We start from the raw sequence: 15,932 nt of genomic DNA, 5'->3' as shown, positions 1-15,932 counted from the left end.
CCCGGGCCATCCAGCGGGACGCCGACCGCATCCGCGCCACCGCCAGCGGCGACGGCGGCGAGGCTCTGGCCCGGCTTGACGACCTGCTGCGCGGCGTGGACGAGCTGCCCGTCGTCAACGCGCTGGCCGTGCGCACCGGCCGCCAGGCCAACGACGGCTGGGCCAACGAGGCCGTGCCGGCCGACGCGCCCTGGTGGCAGCGCGTGCTGCTGGGCGTGCGCAACGAGGTGCGCTCGCTGATCCGCATCTCGCGCATCGACCGGCCGGAGTCGGTGCTCCTTGCCCCCGACCAGACCTACTTCCTGCGCGAGAACCTCAAGCTCAAGCTGCTGAGCGCCCGTCTCGCGCTGCTGGCCGGGCAGGTGGCGCCCGCGCGCAACGAGCTGGCCAGCGTCACCGCCTCGCTCAACCGCTACTTCGACCCGGCCTCGCGCCGCGTGCAGGCGGCGGCCACCCAGCTGCAGCAGGTGCAGGCCCTGGTGCGCGCCGCCGAGCCGCCGCGCATCGACGAGACGCTGACGGCGCTGGCCGCCGCGTCGGCGGGGCGCTGACGGCATGCGCGCCGCCGTCTGGCTCCTGGTGCTGTTTGCGGCCGCGGCCGCGGTGGCGCTGTTCGCGGGCAACAACCAGGGCATCGTCACCGTCTTCTGGCCGCCCACGCGGGTGGACCTGTCGCTCAACTTCGCGCTGCTGCTGCTGATCCTGGTGTTCATGCTGCTCTACGGCGCCCTGCGCGCGCTGCAGGCGCTGTTCTCGCTGCCGGCCCAGGCGCGCCAGTGGCGGCTGCAGCAGAAGGAGCGCAACCTGCACGTCGCCCTGCTCGACGCCGTGGTGCAGTTGCTGGCCGGCCGCTTCACCCGCGCGCGCAAGTCCGCGCTGGCGGCGCTGGCGCAGGAGCATGTGCTCGCCGGCCTGGAGGCGCGCCTGCCCCAGGCCCAGCAGGTGCGCGTGCTGGCCCACCTCATGGCCGCCGAGAGCGCGCAGGCCCTGCAGGACCGCGCCGCTCGCGACGCCCACCTGCAGCATGCGCTGAATGAGGGCCGCGAGCGCGGCGGCATGTCCGTCGAGACGCGCGACGGCGTGCAGCTGCGCTCCGCCCGCTGGGCGCTGGAGGACCGCGATGCCCAGGCCGCGCTCGACCGCCTGGCCGAACTGCCGCAGGGCGTGCAGCGCCGCACGCTGGCGCTGCGGCTGCGCCTGAAGGCCACGCGCCTGTCGGGCCGCACGCAGGACGCGCTGGACACCGCCCGGCTGCTGGCCAAGCACCGCGCCTTCTCGCCGGACGGCGCCGGCAGCATCCTGCGTGGCCTGGCGCTCGAACTCGTGGGCCAGGCCCACGATCCCGCGCAACTCGCACGCGCCTGGGCCGAGCTGGACCCGGCCGAGCGCACCATTCCCGAAGTGGCCATCCAGGCAGCGCAACGCATGGTGGTGCTGGGCGGCGACCTGGTCGTGGCCCGTGCCTGGCTGCTGCCGGTGTGGGAGCGGGCCCTGACGCAGCCCGAGGCCATGACCGATGCCCAGCGCGCCAAGCTGGTCCGCGCGCTGGAAGCCGGGCTGGACACGGTCGATGCCGAATGGCTGGCCCGCATCGAGGGCGCCCACCGCGCCCGGCCCCGGGACGCCCATCTGCAGTACCTGGCCGGCATGGCCTGCATGAAGCGCCAGCTGTGGGGCAAGGCCCAGCAGCTGCTGACGCAGGCCGGCCTGGCGCAGCAGGACCCGGAACTGCACCGCCGCGCCTGGGTCGCCGTGGCGCAGCTGGCGGAGCAGCGCGAGGACACCGAACAGGCCCTGGTGGCCTGGAAGCGGGCGGCGCAGGGCGGCTGAGGGCCACGGCGCCTGCGGCGCTGCCGGATCGCCGGCGCGCACGCGCCTGCTGGCAGCGCGGCACCTGGTTCCTGGCAAAAGGAAAAAGGCCCGTGGTTCGCACCACGGGCCTTTTCTGTCTGTCTGTCTGTCGGTTCGGGGCGGCCTTCCGGGGGCCGCCTTGCCGCAGGGGTCATCCATGCCCCGCATCGCTGCGGGGCGGATGACCCAGGCGCTCAGGACACCGTCGCGGCGGGCTGGGCACCGACGTCGGCGGCCTTCTCGAACGGCAGCGTCAGCGCGCTCAGGTCGCGGCGGGTTTCCACCAGCACCAGCGGACCGTCGTCCAGCACGACCGCCGGCGGACGCTCGCGCGGCACATGGACCGGCTTGGGCTCGGCCGCGATGGCGGCATGCACCTCGGCCACGCGCTCGGGGTTGGAATTGACCCATTCCAGGCCCGCTTCCTGGGCCACGGCCACGAGGTCGGCGGCCGGCAGCGTGAAGGGCGTGACGCGCGGCAGGCCAGGGCGACCGGCCGATGCGGCGGCGGTCGTCGTCGCAGCGGGTGCCGACGCGGCAGCCACGGGGACGGCCGCAGGCTCGGCACGCGGCGCGCGCTCGCGGGGCGCCTCGGCGGCTTCGCCGGCCACGGGCGCGGCGTCCTGAGCCGCGAGCCCTTCGGGCGCGGACTCGGCCGGTGCGGACTCGTCGCGCTCGGCCTCGCGCTCGCCGCGCGAGGCGCGGTCGCGCCGGTCGCGGCCATAGCGGTCACGCGAGCGGCGGCGCTCCTCGCCGTCGCGGCGCGGGGCCTGCTCCTCGTCGGCGGCCACGGCGGCGTCAGCGGCCTCGGCCACGGCGGCGGCTTCGGCCGGCGTCTGGTGCAGGGCCTCGGCCTCGGTCACGGCGGTCGGCATCGCGTCGGCGGCGCGGCGCTCGCGGGACGCCGGCGCGTCGGTGGCCACGGCGGCGTCCGGCTCTGCCGCGGCGGGGCGGGCGGTGGCGTCGTCGCGGCGGCGCTCGCCGCGCTCGCCACGTTCACCGCGCTCGCCACGGGGGCTGCGTTCGCCGCGCTCGGCGCTGTCGCCATTGCGCTCGCCGCGCGGGGCGCGCTCGCCCTGGCGGCCGTTGCGTTCACCCCGCTCGCGGCGTTCGGCGGCCGGCGCTTCGCCGTCGACCGTGTTCTCGAGGGCGGTCGGCAGCGCGTCGGCGGGCATGGCCTCGCGGCGTTCGCCACGGTTGCCGCGACGCTCGCCACGCTCGCCACCGCCCTCGCGCGGGCCGCGGCCTTCGCGCACGGCAGACTCGCCGTTGCGGCCTTCGCGGGGTTCACGCGGCTCGCGGCCCTCACGGTTGTCGCGGCCTTCGCGGGCCTCGCGGCGGCCTTCGCCATTCAGCGATTCGCGGCGCTCGCCGCGTTCGGTCCGGCCTTCGCCGCGCTCGCCACGGCCTTCGCGGCCGCCATGGCCTCGGCCTTCACCGCGGCCTTCGCCGCCACGGCCCTCGCCACGGCCTTCGCCGCGGCCGTTGCGGCCACCACGGCCTTCGCCACGGCGGTTCGCCGGACGCGGGCCTTCTTCCACGGCGGGTGCCGGTGCCGGGGCCGGTGCGGCCACGGGCGCCGGTGCGGCGCCCGCACCGAACAGGCCCTTGAGCCAGCCGAAGAAGCCGCGTTCGGCCGGGGCCGGCGCGACCGGCGCGGGTGCGATGGCAGGCGCCGGGGCGGGCACGGCCGCCACGGGCTTCTCCTCGCGGGCCGGCACCACCGGCGCCGGCGCATCGGGCAGCACGCCCTTGATGACGGGGCTCTGGCGGTTGGTCGGCTCCTGCGAGCGGCGCGTGATCCGCGTCGGGTCCTCGACCTCGTCGGCCATGGTGTAGCTGGCGCGGAGCTGGTCCAGGCGCGGGTCGTCGTGCTTCATCCGCTCCAGCTTGTAGTTGGGCGTCTCCAGCGTCTTGTTCGGGATCATCAGCACGTTGACGCGCTGCTTGAGCTCGATCTTGGCGATCTCGGTGCGCTTCTCGTTCAGCAGGAAGGAGGCGACCTCCACCGGCACCTGCACGTGCACGGCGGCGGTGTTGTCCTTCATGGACTCTTCCTGAATGATCCGCAGGATCTGCAACGCGCTCGACTCCGTGTCGCGGATGTGGCCGGAGCCGCCGCAGCGCGGGCAGGGGATCGACGAGCCTTCCGACAGCGCCGGCTTCAGGCGCTGGCGGCTCATTTCCATCAGGCCGAACTTGCTGATGGTGCCGAACTGCACGCGGGCGCGGTCCTGGCGCAGCGCATCGCGCAGGCGGTTCTCGACCTCGCGGCGGTTCTTCGACTCGTCCATGTCGATGAAGTCGATGACGATCAGGCCGCCCAGGTCGCGCAGGCGCATCTGGCGGGCCACTTCGTCGGCGGCCTCGAGGTTGGTGCGGGTCGCGGTCTCCTCGATGTCGCCGCCCTTGATGGCGCGGGCCGAGTTGACGTCGATGGACACCAGGGCTTCGGTGTGGTCGATCACGATGGCGCCGCCGGAGGGCAGCTGCACCGTGCGGGCGTAGGCCGACTCGATCTGGTGCTCGATCTGGAAGCGGCTGAACAGCGCGGCATCGTCGCGGTAGCGCTTCACGCGGGCGGCATGCTCGGGCATGACGTGCGCCATGAACTGCTGCGCCTGCTCGTAGATGTCGTCGGTGTCGATCAGGATGTCGCCGATGTCGTGATTGAAGTAGTCACGGATGGCGCGGATGACGAGCGACGATTCCTGGTAGATCAGGAAGGCGCCCCGGCCGCCCTTGGCGGCGCCGTCGATGGCGGTCCACAGCTTGAGCAGGTAGTTCAGGTCCCACTGCAGCTCGGGCGCGGTGCGGCCGATGCCGGCGGTGCGCGCGATGATGGACATGCCCTTGGGGTACTCGAGCTGGTCCATCGCCTCCTTGAGCTCGGCCCGATCCTCGCCCTCGATGCGCCGGCTGACGCCGCCGCCGCGCGGGTTGTTGGGCATGAGCACCACGTAGCGGCCGGCCAGGCTGACGAAGGTGGTGAGGGCGGCGCCCTTGTTGCCGCGCTCTTCCTTCTCGACCTGCACCAGCAGTTCCTGGCCCTCGCGGATCGCATCCTGGATGCGCGCCTGGCTGGCGGAGACGCCGTCGGCGAAGTACTGCTTGGAGATTTCCTTGAAGGGCAGGAAGCCGTGGCGGTCCTCGCCGTAGTCGACGAAGCAGGCCTCCAGGCTGGGCTCGACGCGGGTGACGACGGCCTTGTAGATGTTGCCCTTGCGCTGCTCGCGCCCTTCGATCTCGATTTCGTAGTCGAGCAGCTTCTGCCCGTCCACGATCGCCAGGCGGCGTTCTTCGGCCTGCGTGGCGTTGATCAGCATCCGTTTCATGGGAGTGCGTGTCCTTGTTCGTGTGTGTCTTCACTGGCCCGGAAGGGGCCCACGATGCGCGGACGACGCGGCGAAACGACGGGACAGCGCCGTTCTCCTTTCCGCAGATGTGCAGGCGGCACGCAGCCGCCGGCCGGGCATCAGCCCGCAGGACGCAGCAGGGGAGGGGGCGCGAGGATGGGCGCGAGACCGATCTGCCGCCGGCCGGACATCTTGGGGACGTCGGGTGGCTGGGCAGGCACCGAGGTGGCGGGCGCTGGATGCATGGGCGCTGCCACCGGCATCAGCCAGCGCAGGCACATACGGAGCAGCCACATCAGCAGCACAGGGGGGTCTCGCATCGATCCGCCGTCCGGCGCCCGTCTCTGAAAGAACAGGCCGCCGGCCGGCAAGGGGGAATCCGTCTCGGGGTTTCGTCGGCGTCGGCTCGCCTTGCGCGTCCGGCGCCGCCCGTGGCCTGGTGGGCGCGGGGCCGGCGATGGTGGACCACGCAAGTGGCATCGACCTCCAGCGCTTCCGGCGGGTGCTCTAAACTTCTCGTTCGAATAAGCACTGACCGAGCCGCGCTGGTGACAAATATTATAGGTCGTAAGCCCGGCCCCAAAGCGCCTGCGCCCCGGGCGCCGGCCCCCGAAGTCCGGTTGGTGACGGTGGACGCCGAATCCGCCGGCCAGCGTCTGGACAACTTTCTCTTCCGCCATCTCAAGGGCGTCCCCAAGACCCACGTCTACCGCATCATCCGCTCGGGCGAAGTGCGGGTGAACAAGGGCCGCGTGCAGGCCGATTCCCGGGTGGAAGAAGGCGACGTGGTGCGCCTGCCGCCCGTGCGGGTGTCCGCGGCGCCGGCCGCGGCCGAGCCGGCCGCCCCGGCCCGCGACTTCGACCTGCTGATGGAAGACGAGGTGCTGCTCGCCGTCGACAAGCCCGCCGGCACCGCGGTGCATGGCGGCAGCGGCGTGAGCTTCGGCGTCATCGAGCAGCTGCGCGCCGCCCGGCCCGCGGCGCGTTTTCTCGAACTCGTGCACCGCCTGGACCGCGAGACCTCCGGCATCCTGCTGGTGGCCAAGCGGCGCAGCGCGCTCACGGCGCTTCAGGCGCAGTTCCGCACCCGCGAGACCGGCAAGACCTACCTGGCGCTGGTCGAGGGCGACTGGCCGGCCCGCCGCAAGGTGCTCGACGCGCCGCTGGCCCGCTACCTGCTGCCGCCCAGGGACGGTGCCGCCGAGGGCGAGCGCCGCGTGAAGGTGGTGGACAAGGACCATCCCGACGCCATGCGCGCCCTCACGCTGGTGCGGGTGCTGGCCCGCCTCCAGCTGCCCGGCGACGACGTGCCGATGAGCCTGCTGGCCGTGACCATCAAGACCGGCCGCACGCACCAGATCCGCGTGCACCTGGCGCACGAGGGCCATCCCATCGCCGGCGACGACAAATACGGCGACTTCGAGCGCCGCCGCACGCTGGCGCGGCTGGGCCTGCGCCGCATGTTCCTGCATGCCTGGCGGCTGCGCTTCCAGCATCCCGTTTCCGAAGCGCCGGTGGCGCTGCAGGCGGCGCTGCCCGACGAACTGGCGCAACTGCTGCCGCCGCAGGCACTCGCCGCCCTGACCGATCCCCATGACGACACCTGACACCCCCTCGGCCGGCCGCCGCTTCGACCTGATCGCCTTCGACTGGGACGGCACGCTCTACGACTCCACCGCCGTCATCGTGCGCTGCATCCAGGAAGCGGTGGTGGACGTCGGCGGCCAGCGGCCGAGCGACCGCGACGCCGCCTGGGTGATCGGCCTGGGCTTGGCCGAGGCGCTGGCCCGCGCCGCCCCGGACGTGCCGCCCGAGAAGTACCGCGAGCTGGGCGAACGCTACCGTTTCCATTACCTGCGCCACCAGGACGACCTGGTGCTGTTCGACGGCGTGCTGCCGCTGCTGGATGCCCTGGCCGAGCGCGGCCACAAGCTGGCAGTGGCCACGGGCAAGTCCCGCCGCGGCCTCGATCAGGCCCTGCAGACCGTCGCCCTGCGCCACCGCTTCGACGCCTCGCGCACCGCCGACGAGACCTTCGGCAAGCCGCATCCGCGCATGCTGCTCGAACTGATGGAAGAACTGGACGTGGCGCCGGAACGCACGCTGATGATCGGCGACACCGTGCACGACCTGCAGCTGGCGCGCAATGCGGGCTGCGCCAGCGTCGGCGTGGGCTACGGCGCCCACAGCACGGAGGGCTTCGAGGCGCTGGGCCCGCTGCACATCGCGCAGTCGGTGCCCGAACTGGCCGACTGGCTGCTGGCGCACGGTTGAGCGCCGTCAGGGGCGGCGTTCTCTGCCGCGCCCTGCTGGCGGCGCGTGCGGCCGCCCGTCCATCCACCGCTGCCTCCCGTCGCGGCACGCCGGCCGGTGTGGCGCCGCGGCAACCCCTGACACGGCGCGTCAGGGGTTCTTTGGTACGCTGCCCCGGTGTCCGAAGAAGCCGCCATTCCCCTGTGCCGCAGCGCCGACCTGGTCGACGGCGGCACCGCCGTGGCCTTCGACGTGGTGTACGGCGGCCAGACCTGCCGCGCCTTCGCCGTCCGCTGGCAGGGTACGCCCCATGCCTACCTCAACCGCTGCACCCACGTGGCGATGGAGATGGACTACCAGGAAGGCCGCTTCTTCGACGACACCGGCCGCTGGCTGCTGTGCGCCACCCATGGCGCGGCCTACGAACCCGACACCGGCGCCTGTGCCGGCGGCCCCTGCCGCGGCGGCCTGGTGCGCATCGGCCTGAGCGAATCCGAGGGCGTGGTGCACTGGCATACTGCCTGGAACCTGCGTCCGTTCACCTTCTGAGCCTGCTTCCGCCTTCTTCGCGCACCGCACGGCCTTCGACACCATGAGTCCTCCCGACCGCCTGGAACCCTCGGGCTTCGAACCCTTCGAACCGAAGCCCGCCCCCCTGAACGAATCTGCAGCCGCTTCGGCCCATCCTGTGAACAACGACCCGACCTCCGCGCCCGGCTGGGAGCGCGCCACTCTCGAGAAACTGGCCTTCGCCGCCCTCAAGGAGCAGCGTTCGGCGCGCCGCTGGAAGATCTTCCTGCGCCTGGCCTGGCTGGTTTTCTTCGTCGCGCTGGTATGGCTGGCGCTCAGCCGCGCCGCGCCCAGCGCCACGACGACCACGACGCACACGGCCATGGTGAGCATCCGCGGCGAAATCGCCGACGGTGCCGACGCCAGCGCCGAATTCGTCATCGCCTCGCTCAAGGCCGCCCTGGAAGACCCGGGCTCCAAGGGCGTGGTGCTGCTGATCAACTCGCCGGGCGGCAGTCCCGTGCAGGCCGGCATCATCCATGACGAGATCAAGCGGCTGCGCGCCAAGCACGGCAAGCCGATCTATGCCGTGGTCGAAGAAAGCTGCGCCTCCGCGGCCTATTACATCGCCGCCGCCACCGACAAGATCTACGTCGACAAGGCCAGCCTGGTCGGCAGCATCGGCGTGCTGATGGACGGCTTCGGCTTCACTGGCACCATGGAAAAGCTGGGCGTGGAGCGCCGGCTGCTCACCTCGGGCGAGAACAAGGGCTTCCTGGACCCCTTCAGCCCCATGAACGAGGCCCAGCGCGCCCATGCGCAGCGCATGCTCGACCAGATCCATGCGCAGTTCATCGACGTAGTCAAGAAGGGGCGCGGCGACCGCCTCAAGCAGGACACGCCCGGCCTGTTCAGCGGCCTCTTCTGGACCGGCCAGGAAGCCGTGGACCTGGGCCTGGCCGACCAGCTGGGCAGCATCGACTACGTGGCGCGCGACGTGATCCAGGCCGAGGACGTGGTGGACTACACCCGCCGCGACAACGTGGCCGAGCGCTTGGCCAAGAAGTTCGGCGCCGCCTTCGCCGACGTGGCCGTGCACGCCACGATGCGGTCGGCGCCGGCAGTGCGCTGAGTTCCCTCCGTCCGGGCCGCGCTCAGCGCGTGCCGGTGCGGCCCGCCAGTGGCGCCGACGCCGCCAGCGCCAGCGCAAAGATCACCACCACCGACAGCGCAATGGTCAGCGAGCTGGCACCGGCCAGCAGCCCGATCACTGGCGGCCCGGCCATGAAGCCGAGGTAGGCGAGGGCGGAGACCGCGGCGATGCCGCGTGCGGGCTCCACACCCGGCACCCGCGCCGCCGCCGCGAAGAGCAGCGGCACCACGTTCGCGAAGCCCAGTCCCACGCCCGCGAAGGCGGCCAGGGCCACCCAGGGCGAGTGCGTCAGCAGACCGACCGTCATCGACCCCGCGGCCAGCAGCGCACTGCCCGCCAGCAGGCGGCTGGCGGGCATGCGCGCCCGCAGCGCGTCGCCGCCGAAACGGGCCGCCGCCATGGCGGCCGAGAAGCTCGCATAGGCCAGCGCAGCCTGCTGCTGCGGGCTGCCCAGTTCCTGCTGCAGGTACAGCACGCTCCAGTCGTACATCGCCCCCTCGGCCACCAGGCCCAGGGCGGCCAGCACGCCGAGCACGAGCAGCGGCTTGCCGACGGCGCGCAGCGCGCCGCCCCGGTCGCCATCCGCCGCGGCGGTGTGGGCAGCGGGCAGCATGCGCCAGGCCGCGGCGCCGATGGCCAGGGCCATCGCCAGTGCCACGGTTCCCAGATGTGCCAGCGGCGGCCAGCCGGCGGCCAGCAGGGCGGCGCCGCTGCTGGCCCCGGCCATGCCGCCCAGGCTGAACATGCCGTGCATGCCGCTCATGCGCGGCACGCCCTCGGCCAGCTCGATGGCGGCCGCCTCGGTGTTGATCGCCACGTCGAACACGCTGGTGAGCAGGCCGAAGACGGCCAGCAGCGCCAGCAGGGCCGCATAGCCCGGCATCGCCAGCAGCAGGGCGAGCAGCAGGGCGTAGCAGCCGCCGGCCAGGCCGGCGACGCGGTTGGCGCCGTGGCGGCCGATCCAGCGGCCCGCGCGCGCCAGGCCCAGCAGCGCGCCCACGCCGGCCGCCAGCATCGCCAGGCCGAGCGAGGCTTCGTCCAGGCCGTAGTGCGCCTTCACGGTCGGGATGTGCACGCCCCAGGTCGCGAAGATGAAGCCGGAGCAGAAGAACTGCGTGCGGGTCGCCCAGCGCGCCGCGGGCAGGCGGGCCGCGAGGCCGGGCGGCGCGTCGTGCGGTCCGCCGCTCATCGGCCGAAGGCGAAGACCGCCGGCAGCTTGCCCAGTTCGCCGGCGGGCAGGGCGCGCCAGGCCTTGACGTTGCGGCTCTGGATCCGGGCCTGCGGCAGGCTCAGGCCCGCGGCCACGGCCAGCCGGGTGTTGGGCTGCAGCGTCTGCACCAGGGCCTGGAGCAGGGCGTCGTTGCGGTAGGGCGTCTCGATGACGATCTGCGTCTGGCCGCGCTTGAGGGCCAGCGCCTCCAGATCGCGGATGCGCTGGCGGCGGGCCTCGGCGTCCTGCGGCAGGTAGCCGCTGAAGGCGAATTCCTGGCCGCCCAGGCCGCTGGCCGCCAGGGCCAGCAGCAGCGACACCGGCCCGACCAGCGGCACCACGGCCGCGCCCAGGTCGTGCGCCGCGCGCACCACCGACGAGCCGGGGTCCGCCACCGCCGGCATGCCGGCCTCGCTCAGCAGGCCGACGTCGTGGCCGGCCACCAGGTCGGCCAGCAGGCCGCGGGCGTCGAAGCCGCCGCCGTGGTCGCCTTTCTTGTGCACCTCGCGCGGCAGTTCCTGGATCGCCATCTGCTGGATCGGCGCCGCCAGCGGCACCACGGCATCGATGCGCTTGAGCAGGGCGCGGGCGCTCTTGGCGTTCTCGCAGACCCAGTGCGTGAGGCCGGCGGCGGCGCGCAGGGTGGCGCCGGGCAGGCAGTCCTCGACGGGAATCTGGCTGTCGCAGCCGAAGTCCAGCGGCGCGGGAACCAGGTAGAGGGTGCCGGGGCCGGCCGGGGAGGTGGCGATGTCGGGCGTGCTCACAGCAGGTCCACCCCCGCGGCGCGCAGCAGGCGGCAGGTGCGGATCAGCGGCAGGCCGATCAGGGCCGTCGGGTCGTCGCTGTCGATGGATTCCAGCAGCGCGATGCCCAGGCCCTCGCTCTTGGCGCTGCCGGCGCAGTCGTAGGGCTGCTCGGTGCGCAGGTAGTGCTCGATGGCGGCGTCGCTCAAATTGCGAAAGACCACGCGCACGGGCGCCAGGTCCTGCTGGGCGAAGCCGGTGGCCTTGCACACCACGGCCAGCGCGGTCTGGAAGACGAGGGTGCGTCCACGCATGCGTTGCAGTTGCGCGGTCGCGCGCGCATGGTCGCCGGGCTTGCCCAGGGGCTCGCCGTCCAGGTCGGCCACCTGGTCGGAGCCGATGACGACGGCCTCGGGAAAGCGCGCGGCCACGGCCTGCGCCTTGGCCAGCGCCAGGCGCGCGGCGAGGGCGGCGGGGGCTTCGCCGGGGCGGGGCGTCTCGTCCACCTCGGGGGCCTGGACGTCGAAGGGAAGGTGCAGCCGCGACAGCAGTTCGCGGCGGTAGCGGGAGGTCGATCCCAGGATCACGGTGCGTGGCATGGGCGGGATTCTCGGCCAGCCGCCGCGGCGGCCCGGTCGGCCGACGCCCCGTGCGGCATCAGCGACGTAGACTGCAGCGCATGAAGATGGAATTCGATGCCGACCGCCTGGACGTGAAGGCCTTCGCCCAGGCCGGCGGCCTGCTCTCCGAGGCCACGCCGCTGGCGCAGTGGTCGCGGCTCACCGAAGAGGCGGCCCAGGCCGTGCCCGAGGCCCCGCCGGTGGAGGTCCGCTGGCGTGCCCACAGCGAGATGCGCGGCAGCGCCGCCGGACCCGGCGTGCCGTGGCTGCACGTGGAGGCCGAGACCGAGCTGCCGCTGGTCTGCCAGCGCTGCCTGGGCCCGGTGCCCACGCCACTGTCGGTGGACCGCTGGTTCCGCTTCGTCGCCGACGAGGCCACCGCCGCCGTCGAGGACGAGGAGGCCGAAGAGGACGTGCTCGCCCTGCAGGCCGACTTCGACCTGCGGGCGCTGGTGGAGGACGAACTGCTGATGGACATTCCCCTCGCGCCGCGCCACGAGGTGTGCCCCCAGCAGCCGCGCTTCTCGGCGGTGGACGAGGACTTCGAGGCGGCCGGCGGCGACAAGCCCAATCCCTTCGCGGCGCTCGAAGCGCTGCGCAAGAACAAGCCGGAGTCGGGCAGGTAACGGGGCACTGACCGAAGGGCTCTGGTGCCCGCGGGCCGGGTGGGCTATACTCGCTGGCTTCGCGCGCATGCCGCAGGCCTTGTCAGACGATGCACGAACGCTTCGTGCATGTCCGGGCCGCCCCCGGTGCCTCGCCTTTTCAGTCAGTCACTGCTGACTTCTTTTTGGCAAGTCACTCGCGGGTTGCAGCGCGGTTAGCCAAGCGGTCCGGCCGCTGGCGCCGCTGCCTCAGGGTCTCGCGCCTTTTCGCCACCCCAACAGATTCGCAGGAGCCAACCATGGCCGTTCAGCAAAACAAGAAGTCGCCTTCCAAGCGCGGCATGCACCGTTCGCACAACGCGCTGGGCGTGCCCGGCATCGCCGTCGAGCCGACCACCGGCGAGACCCATCTGCGCCACCACATCAGCCCCAACGGCTTCTACCGCGGCCGCAAGGTCCTGAAGACCAAGAACGAAGCCTGATTGCCCCTTCAAGGCTGAGGCCCGAGGCTACTGGATCCGTAGCGTCGGGCCTTTGTTTTGATGTCCAGCACAGATTCGCACTCTCCCGCTGCGCCTGCGATCACCCTGGCGGTCGATTGCATGGGCGGCGACCATGGCCCCCGCGTCACGCTCGCGGCGTGCCGCAGCTTTCTGGAACGCCATTCCGACGCCCGGCTTCTGCTGGTGGGTGTCGCCTCGGCCGTCTCCGGGTTCAGCCACGAGCGGGCCAGCCATGTGGTCGCCACCGAGGTGGTGGGCATGGACGACCCGATCGAGGTGGCGCTGCGCCGCAAGAAGGATTCGTCCATGCGCGTGGCCATCCAGCAGGTCAAGGACGGCGCTGCGCATGCGGCCGTGTCCGCCGGCAACACCGGCGCGCTGATGGCCATCGCCCGCTACGTGCTCAAGACGCTGGACGGCATCGACCGGCCGGCCATCGCCACGCAGCTGCCCAACATGAAGGGCGGCGCCACCACGATGCTCGACCTGGGCGCCAACGTGGACTGCGATGCCGAGACGCTGCTGCAGTTCGCGGTGCTCGGCTCGGCGCTGGTGTCGTCGATGACGGGCGACGATTCGCCCACGGTCGGCCTGCTCAACGTGGGCGAAGAAGTGATCAAGGGCAGCGAGGTCATCAAGCGCGCCAGCGTGCTGCTGCGCCAGGCGGCCGAGTCGCGCGACCTCAATTTCCACGGCAACGTGGAGGGCAACGACATCTTCAAGGGCACCACCGACATCGTCGTGTGCGACGGCTTCGTCGGCAACGTGGCGCTCAAGGCCACCGAGGGCGTGGCGTCGATGATCGTGGACTTCCTCAAGCAGGAATACTCGCGCGGCCTGTTCAGCAAGCTGGCGGCGCTGGTGTCGTACCCCGTGCTGAAGGCGCTCAAGAAGCGGCTGGACCACCGCCGCTACAACGGCGCCGCGCTGCTCGGCCTGCGCGGGCTGGTGTTCAAGAGCCACGGTTCGGCCGACGAGCTGGCCTTCGGCCATGCGCTGGATCGCGCTTATGATGCCGCCCGCAACAATCTGCTCGACCGTGTCCGGTCCCGAATCGCCCACGCCGCGCCTCTGCTGGCGCGGCCCGAGATGACGGCGCCCACCGACAACGCGGCACTCCAAGCCTCATGACGCTCTATTCCCGCATCACCGGCACCGGCAGCTACCTGCCGCCGCGCCGGGTCAGCAACGACGAACTGGCGCAGGAACTGGCGGGCCGCGGCGTCGAGACCTCCAACGAATGGATCGTCGAGCGCACCGGCATCCATGCCCGCCACTTCGCCGCCGAGGGCGTCACCAGCAGTGACCTGGCCCTGGAAGCCTGCCGCCATGCGCTCGAAGCCGCCGGCCGCAGCGCCGCGGAGGTGGACCTGATCATCGTGGCCACGTCCACGCCGGACATGGTCTTCCCCTCGTCGGCCGCCATCCTGCAGCACAAGCTCGGCATCGCCGGCTGCCCGGCCTTCGACGTGCAGGCCGTGTGCAGCGGCTTCGTCTATGCGCTGACGGTGGCCGACGCCATGGTGCGCACCGGCTCGGCCAAGTGCGCGCTGGTGGTGGGTGCCGAGGTGTTCTCGCGCATCCTCGACTTCAACGACCGCACCACCTGCGTGCTGTTCGGCGACGGCGCCGGCGCCGTGGTGCTGGAGGCCAGCGACACGCCCGGCATCCTGGCCAGCGACCTGCATGCCGACGGTGCCCACGTGGGCATCCTGTGCGTGCCGGGCCATGTCTCCGGCGGCGAGGTGCTGGGCACGCCGCTGCTGCACATGGACGGCCAGGCCGTGTTCAAGCTCGCCGTGCGCGTGCTCGAAGAAGCGGCCCGGGCCACGCTGGCCAAGGCCGGCAAGACCGAGGCCGACATCGACTGGCTGATCCCGCACCAGGCCAACATCCGCATCATGCAGGGCACTGCCAAAAAGCTGAAGCTGGCGCCCGAGAAGCTGGTCGTTACCGTGCACGAGCATGGCAACACCTCCGCGGCGTCCATTCCACTGGCGCTCGACGCCGCAGTGCGCGGCGGCCAGGTGCGCACCGGCGACACCGTCATGCTCGAAGGCGTGGGCGGCGGCTTCACCTGGGGCGCCGTGCTGCTGAACCTGTAAGGCAGAGCCCCGGTTGCGGGGCGTGCCCGGCGCCGGTCTTCGACACGCGCGCCGCAGATGGAGACTCCACCACCATGAAAAACTTCGCGTTCGTCTTTCCCGGCCAGGGCTCGCAGTCCGTGGGCATGCTCGAGGCCTGGGGCGACCATCCCGCTGTGCGCGAGACCCTCGCCGAAGCCTCGGACGCACTCGGCCAGGATGTCGGCCTGCTGATCCAGGAAGGCCCGAAGGAGGTCCTCGCCCTCACCACCAACACCCAGCCGGTGATGCTGGTCGCCGGCGTTGCCGCATGGCGCGCCTGGCTGGCCGAAGGCGGTGCCAGGCCGTCCGTCGTGGCGGGCCATTCGCTGGGCGAGTATTCGGCGCTGGTCGCCGCGGGCGTGCTGACGCTGGCGCAGGCGGCGCCGCTGGTGCGCTTCCGCGCGCAGGCCATGCAGGAGGCCGTGCCGGTCGGCACCGGCGCCATGGCCGCCATCCTGGGCATGCCGGCCGATCAGGTGAAGGCCGGCTGCGCCGAGGCCACCGCCGCCATGGGCACGCCCGGCGAGGTGGTCGAGGCGGTCAATTTCAACGATCCGATGCAGACCGTGATCGCCGGCAGCAAGGCCGCCGTCGACCGCGCCTGCGAACTCCTCAAGAGCCAGGGCGCCAAGCGGGCGCTGCCGCTGCCGGTGTCGGCGCCTTTCCATTCCAGCCTGATGAAGCCGGCGGCCGAGGCCCTGGCCCGCCGCCTGGCGGAGGTGGAACTGAAGGCGCCGCAGATCCCGGTGCTCAACAACATCGACGTGGCCGTCGAGACCGACCCGGCCCGCATCCGCGAGGCGCTGGTGCGCCAGGCGGCCGGCCCGGTGCGCTGGGTCGAGAGCGTGCAGGCCCTGCAGGCGCGCGGTGTCGAGGCCGTCGTCGAATGCGGTCCCGGCAAGGTGCTGTCGGGCATGGTCAAGCGCATCGCGCCCGGCCTGGCCAGCGGCTTCATCCAGGATCCGGCCTCGCTCGGCGACGCCAGGCAGCTCGTCGCCTGAG

Annotated in this window: 16 protein-coding genes; 11 read left to right on the top strand and 5 right to left on the bottom strand. The window is 72.4% G+C overall.

Going from position 1 to position 15,932, the window contains the following annotated elements:
• Both NS331_RS13065 and NS331_RS13060 read left to right on the top strand, forming a co-directional pair.
• On the top strand, window positions 1-551 hold a 551-nt coding region (locus NS331_RS13065; RefSeq protein WP_193758103.1), incomplete at its 5' end, for a uroporphyrinogen-III C-methyltransferase.
• A 4-nt stretch (window positions 552-555) separates the two neighbouring features.
• Entirely contained in the window at window positions 556-1,830 is a 1,275-nt protein-coding gene (locus tag NS331_RS13060; RefSeq protein ID WP_058642420.1) for a heme biosynthesis protein HemY, read from the top strand.
• A gap of 215 nt (window positions 1,831-2,045) precedes the next feature.
• Here the strand turns inward: NS331_RS13060 and NS331_RS13055 are convergent, their stop codons facing one another.
• Window positions 2,046-5,186, bottom strand: a complete 3,141-nt coding sequence (locus tag NS331_RS13055) for an Rne/Rng family ribonuclease (RefSeq protein WP_058642419.1) — start codon at window positions 5,184-5,186, stop codon at window positions 2,046-2,048.
• Window positions 5,187-5,326: 140 nt separating this feature from the next.
• Window positions 5,327-5,527 (bottom strand): hypothetical protein, encoded by a 201-nt coding sequence (locus tag NS331_RS13050; protein WP_153012840.1) that lies wholly within the window; start codon window positions 5,525-5,527, stop codon window positions 5,327-5,329.
• Window positions 5,528-5,755: 228 nt separating this feature from the next.
• Between NS331_RS13050 and NS331_RS13045 the strand changes: the two genes are divergently transcribed.
• From NS331_RS13045 to NS331_RS13030, 4 genes are all read left to right on the top strand, one after another.
• A complete protein-coding gene (locus tag NS331_RS13045; protein ID WP_058642418.1) occupies window positions 5,756-6,814 on the top strand; it encodes an RluA family pseudouridine synthase in 1,059 nt (352 codons plus the stop codon).
• Window positions 6,801-7,481, top strand: coding sequence for an HAD-IA family hydrolase (locus tag NS331_RS13040; RefSeq protein WP_058642417.1), 681 nt, complete (start codon window positions 6,801-6,803; stop codon window positions 7,479-7,481). The genes NS331_RS13045 and NS331_RS13040 overlap by 14 nt, the downstream gene beginning before the upstream one ends.
• Before the next feature lie 156 nt (window positions 7,482-7,637).
• A complete protein-coding gene (locus tag NS331_RS13035) occupies window positions 7,638-8,009 on the top strand; it encodes a Rieske (2Fe-2S) protein (RefSeq protein WP_058642416.1) in 372 nt (123 codons plus the stop codon).
• A gap of 43 nt (window positions 8,010-8,052) precedes the next feature.
• A complete protein-coding gene (locus NS331_RS13030; protein WP_058642415.1) occupies window positions 8,053-9,102 on the top strand; it encodes a S49 family peptidase in 1,050 nt (349 codons plus the stop codon).
• Between the two features lie 22 nt (window positions 9,103-9,124).
• Here the strand turns inward: NS331_RS13030 and NS331_RS13025 are convergent, their stop codons facing one another.
• The 3 genes from NS331_RS13025 to NS331_RS13015 are packed head-to-tail and all read right to left on the bottom strand — an operon-like array spanning window position 9,125 to window position 11,675.
• Window positions 9,125-10,312, bottom strand: a complete 1,188-nt coding sequence (locus tag NS331_RS13025) for an MFS transporter (RefSeq protein WP_058642414.1) — start codon at window positions 10,310-10,312, stop codon at window positions 9,125-9,127.
• Complete coding sequence (locus tag NS331_RS13020) at window positions 10,309-11,097, bottom strand: SAM-dependent methyltransferase (protein ID WP_193758101.1); 789 nt, start codon at window positions 11,095-11,097, stop codon at window positions 10,309-10,311. The genes NS331_RS13025 and NS331_RS13020 overlap by 4 nt, the downstream gene beginning before the upstream one ends.
• On the bottom strand, window positions 11,094-11,675 hold the full coding sequence (locus NS331_RS13015) for a Maf family nucleotide pyrophosphatase (RefSeq protein WP_058642413.1): 582 nt from the start codon (window positions 11,673-11,675) through the stop codon (window positions 11,094-11,096). The genes NS331_RS13020 and NS331_RS13015 overlap by 4 nt, the downstream gene beginning before the upstream one ends.
• An 80-nt stretch (window positions 11,676-11,755) precedes the next feature.
• Between NS331_RS13015 and NS331_RS13010 the strand changes: the two genes are divergently transcribed.
• From NS331_RS13010 to fabD, 5 genes are all read left to right on the top strand, one after another.
• A complete protein-coding gene (locus tag NS331_RS13010) occupies window positions 11,756-12,322 on the top strand; it encodes a YceD family protein (RefSeq protein ID WP_058642412.1) in 567 nt (188 codons plus the stop codon).
• Between the two features lie 278 nt (window positions 12,323-12,600).
• Window positions 12,601-12,783 (top strand): 50S ribosomal protein L32, encoded by a 183-nt coding sequence (gene rpmF / locus NS331_RS13005; protein WP_017760020.1) that lies wholly within the window; start codon window positions 12,601-12,603, stop codon window positions 12,781-12,783.
• A 60-nt stretch (window positions 12,784-12,843) separates the two neighbouring features.
• A complete protein-coding gene (gene plsX / locus NS331_RS13000) occupies window positions 12,844-13,935 on the top strand; it encodes a phosphate acyltransferase PlsX (protein WP_082702443.1) in 1,092 nt (363 codons plus the stop codon).
• Window positions 13,932-14,909 (top strand): beta-ketoacyl-ACP synthase III, encoded by a 978-nt coding sequence (locus NS331_RS12995; protein WP_058642410.1) that lies wholly within the window; start codon window positions 13,932-13,934, stop codon window positions 14,907-14,909. The genes plsX and NS331_RS12995 overlap by 4 nt, the downstream gene beginning before the upstream one ends.
• Window positions 14,910-14,983: 74 nt before the next feature.
• Window positions 14,984-15,931, top strand: a complete 948-nt coding sequence (gene fabD, locus NS331_RS12990) for an ACP S-malonyltransferase (RefSeq protein ID WP_058642409.1) — start codon at window positions 14,984-14,986, stop codon at window positions 15,929-15,931.
• Window position 15,932 lies beyond the last annotated feature (1 nt).

It is taken from the genome of Pseudacidovorax intermedius, assembly GCF_001476815.1.
In the GTDB taxonomy this organism is placed as follows: Bacteria; Pseudomonadota; Gammaproteobacteria; order Burkholderiales; family Burkholderiaceae_C; genus Xenophilus; species Xenophilus intermedius_A.
This window is presented reverse-complemented; position numbering and strand designations above follow the sequence as displayed.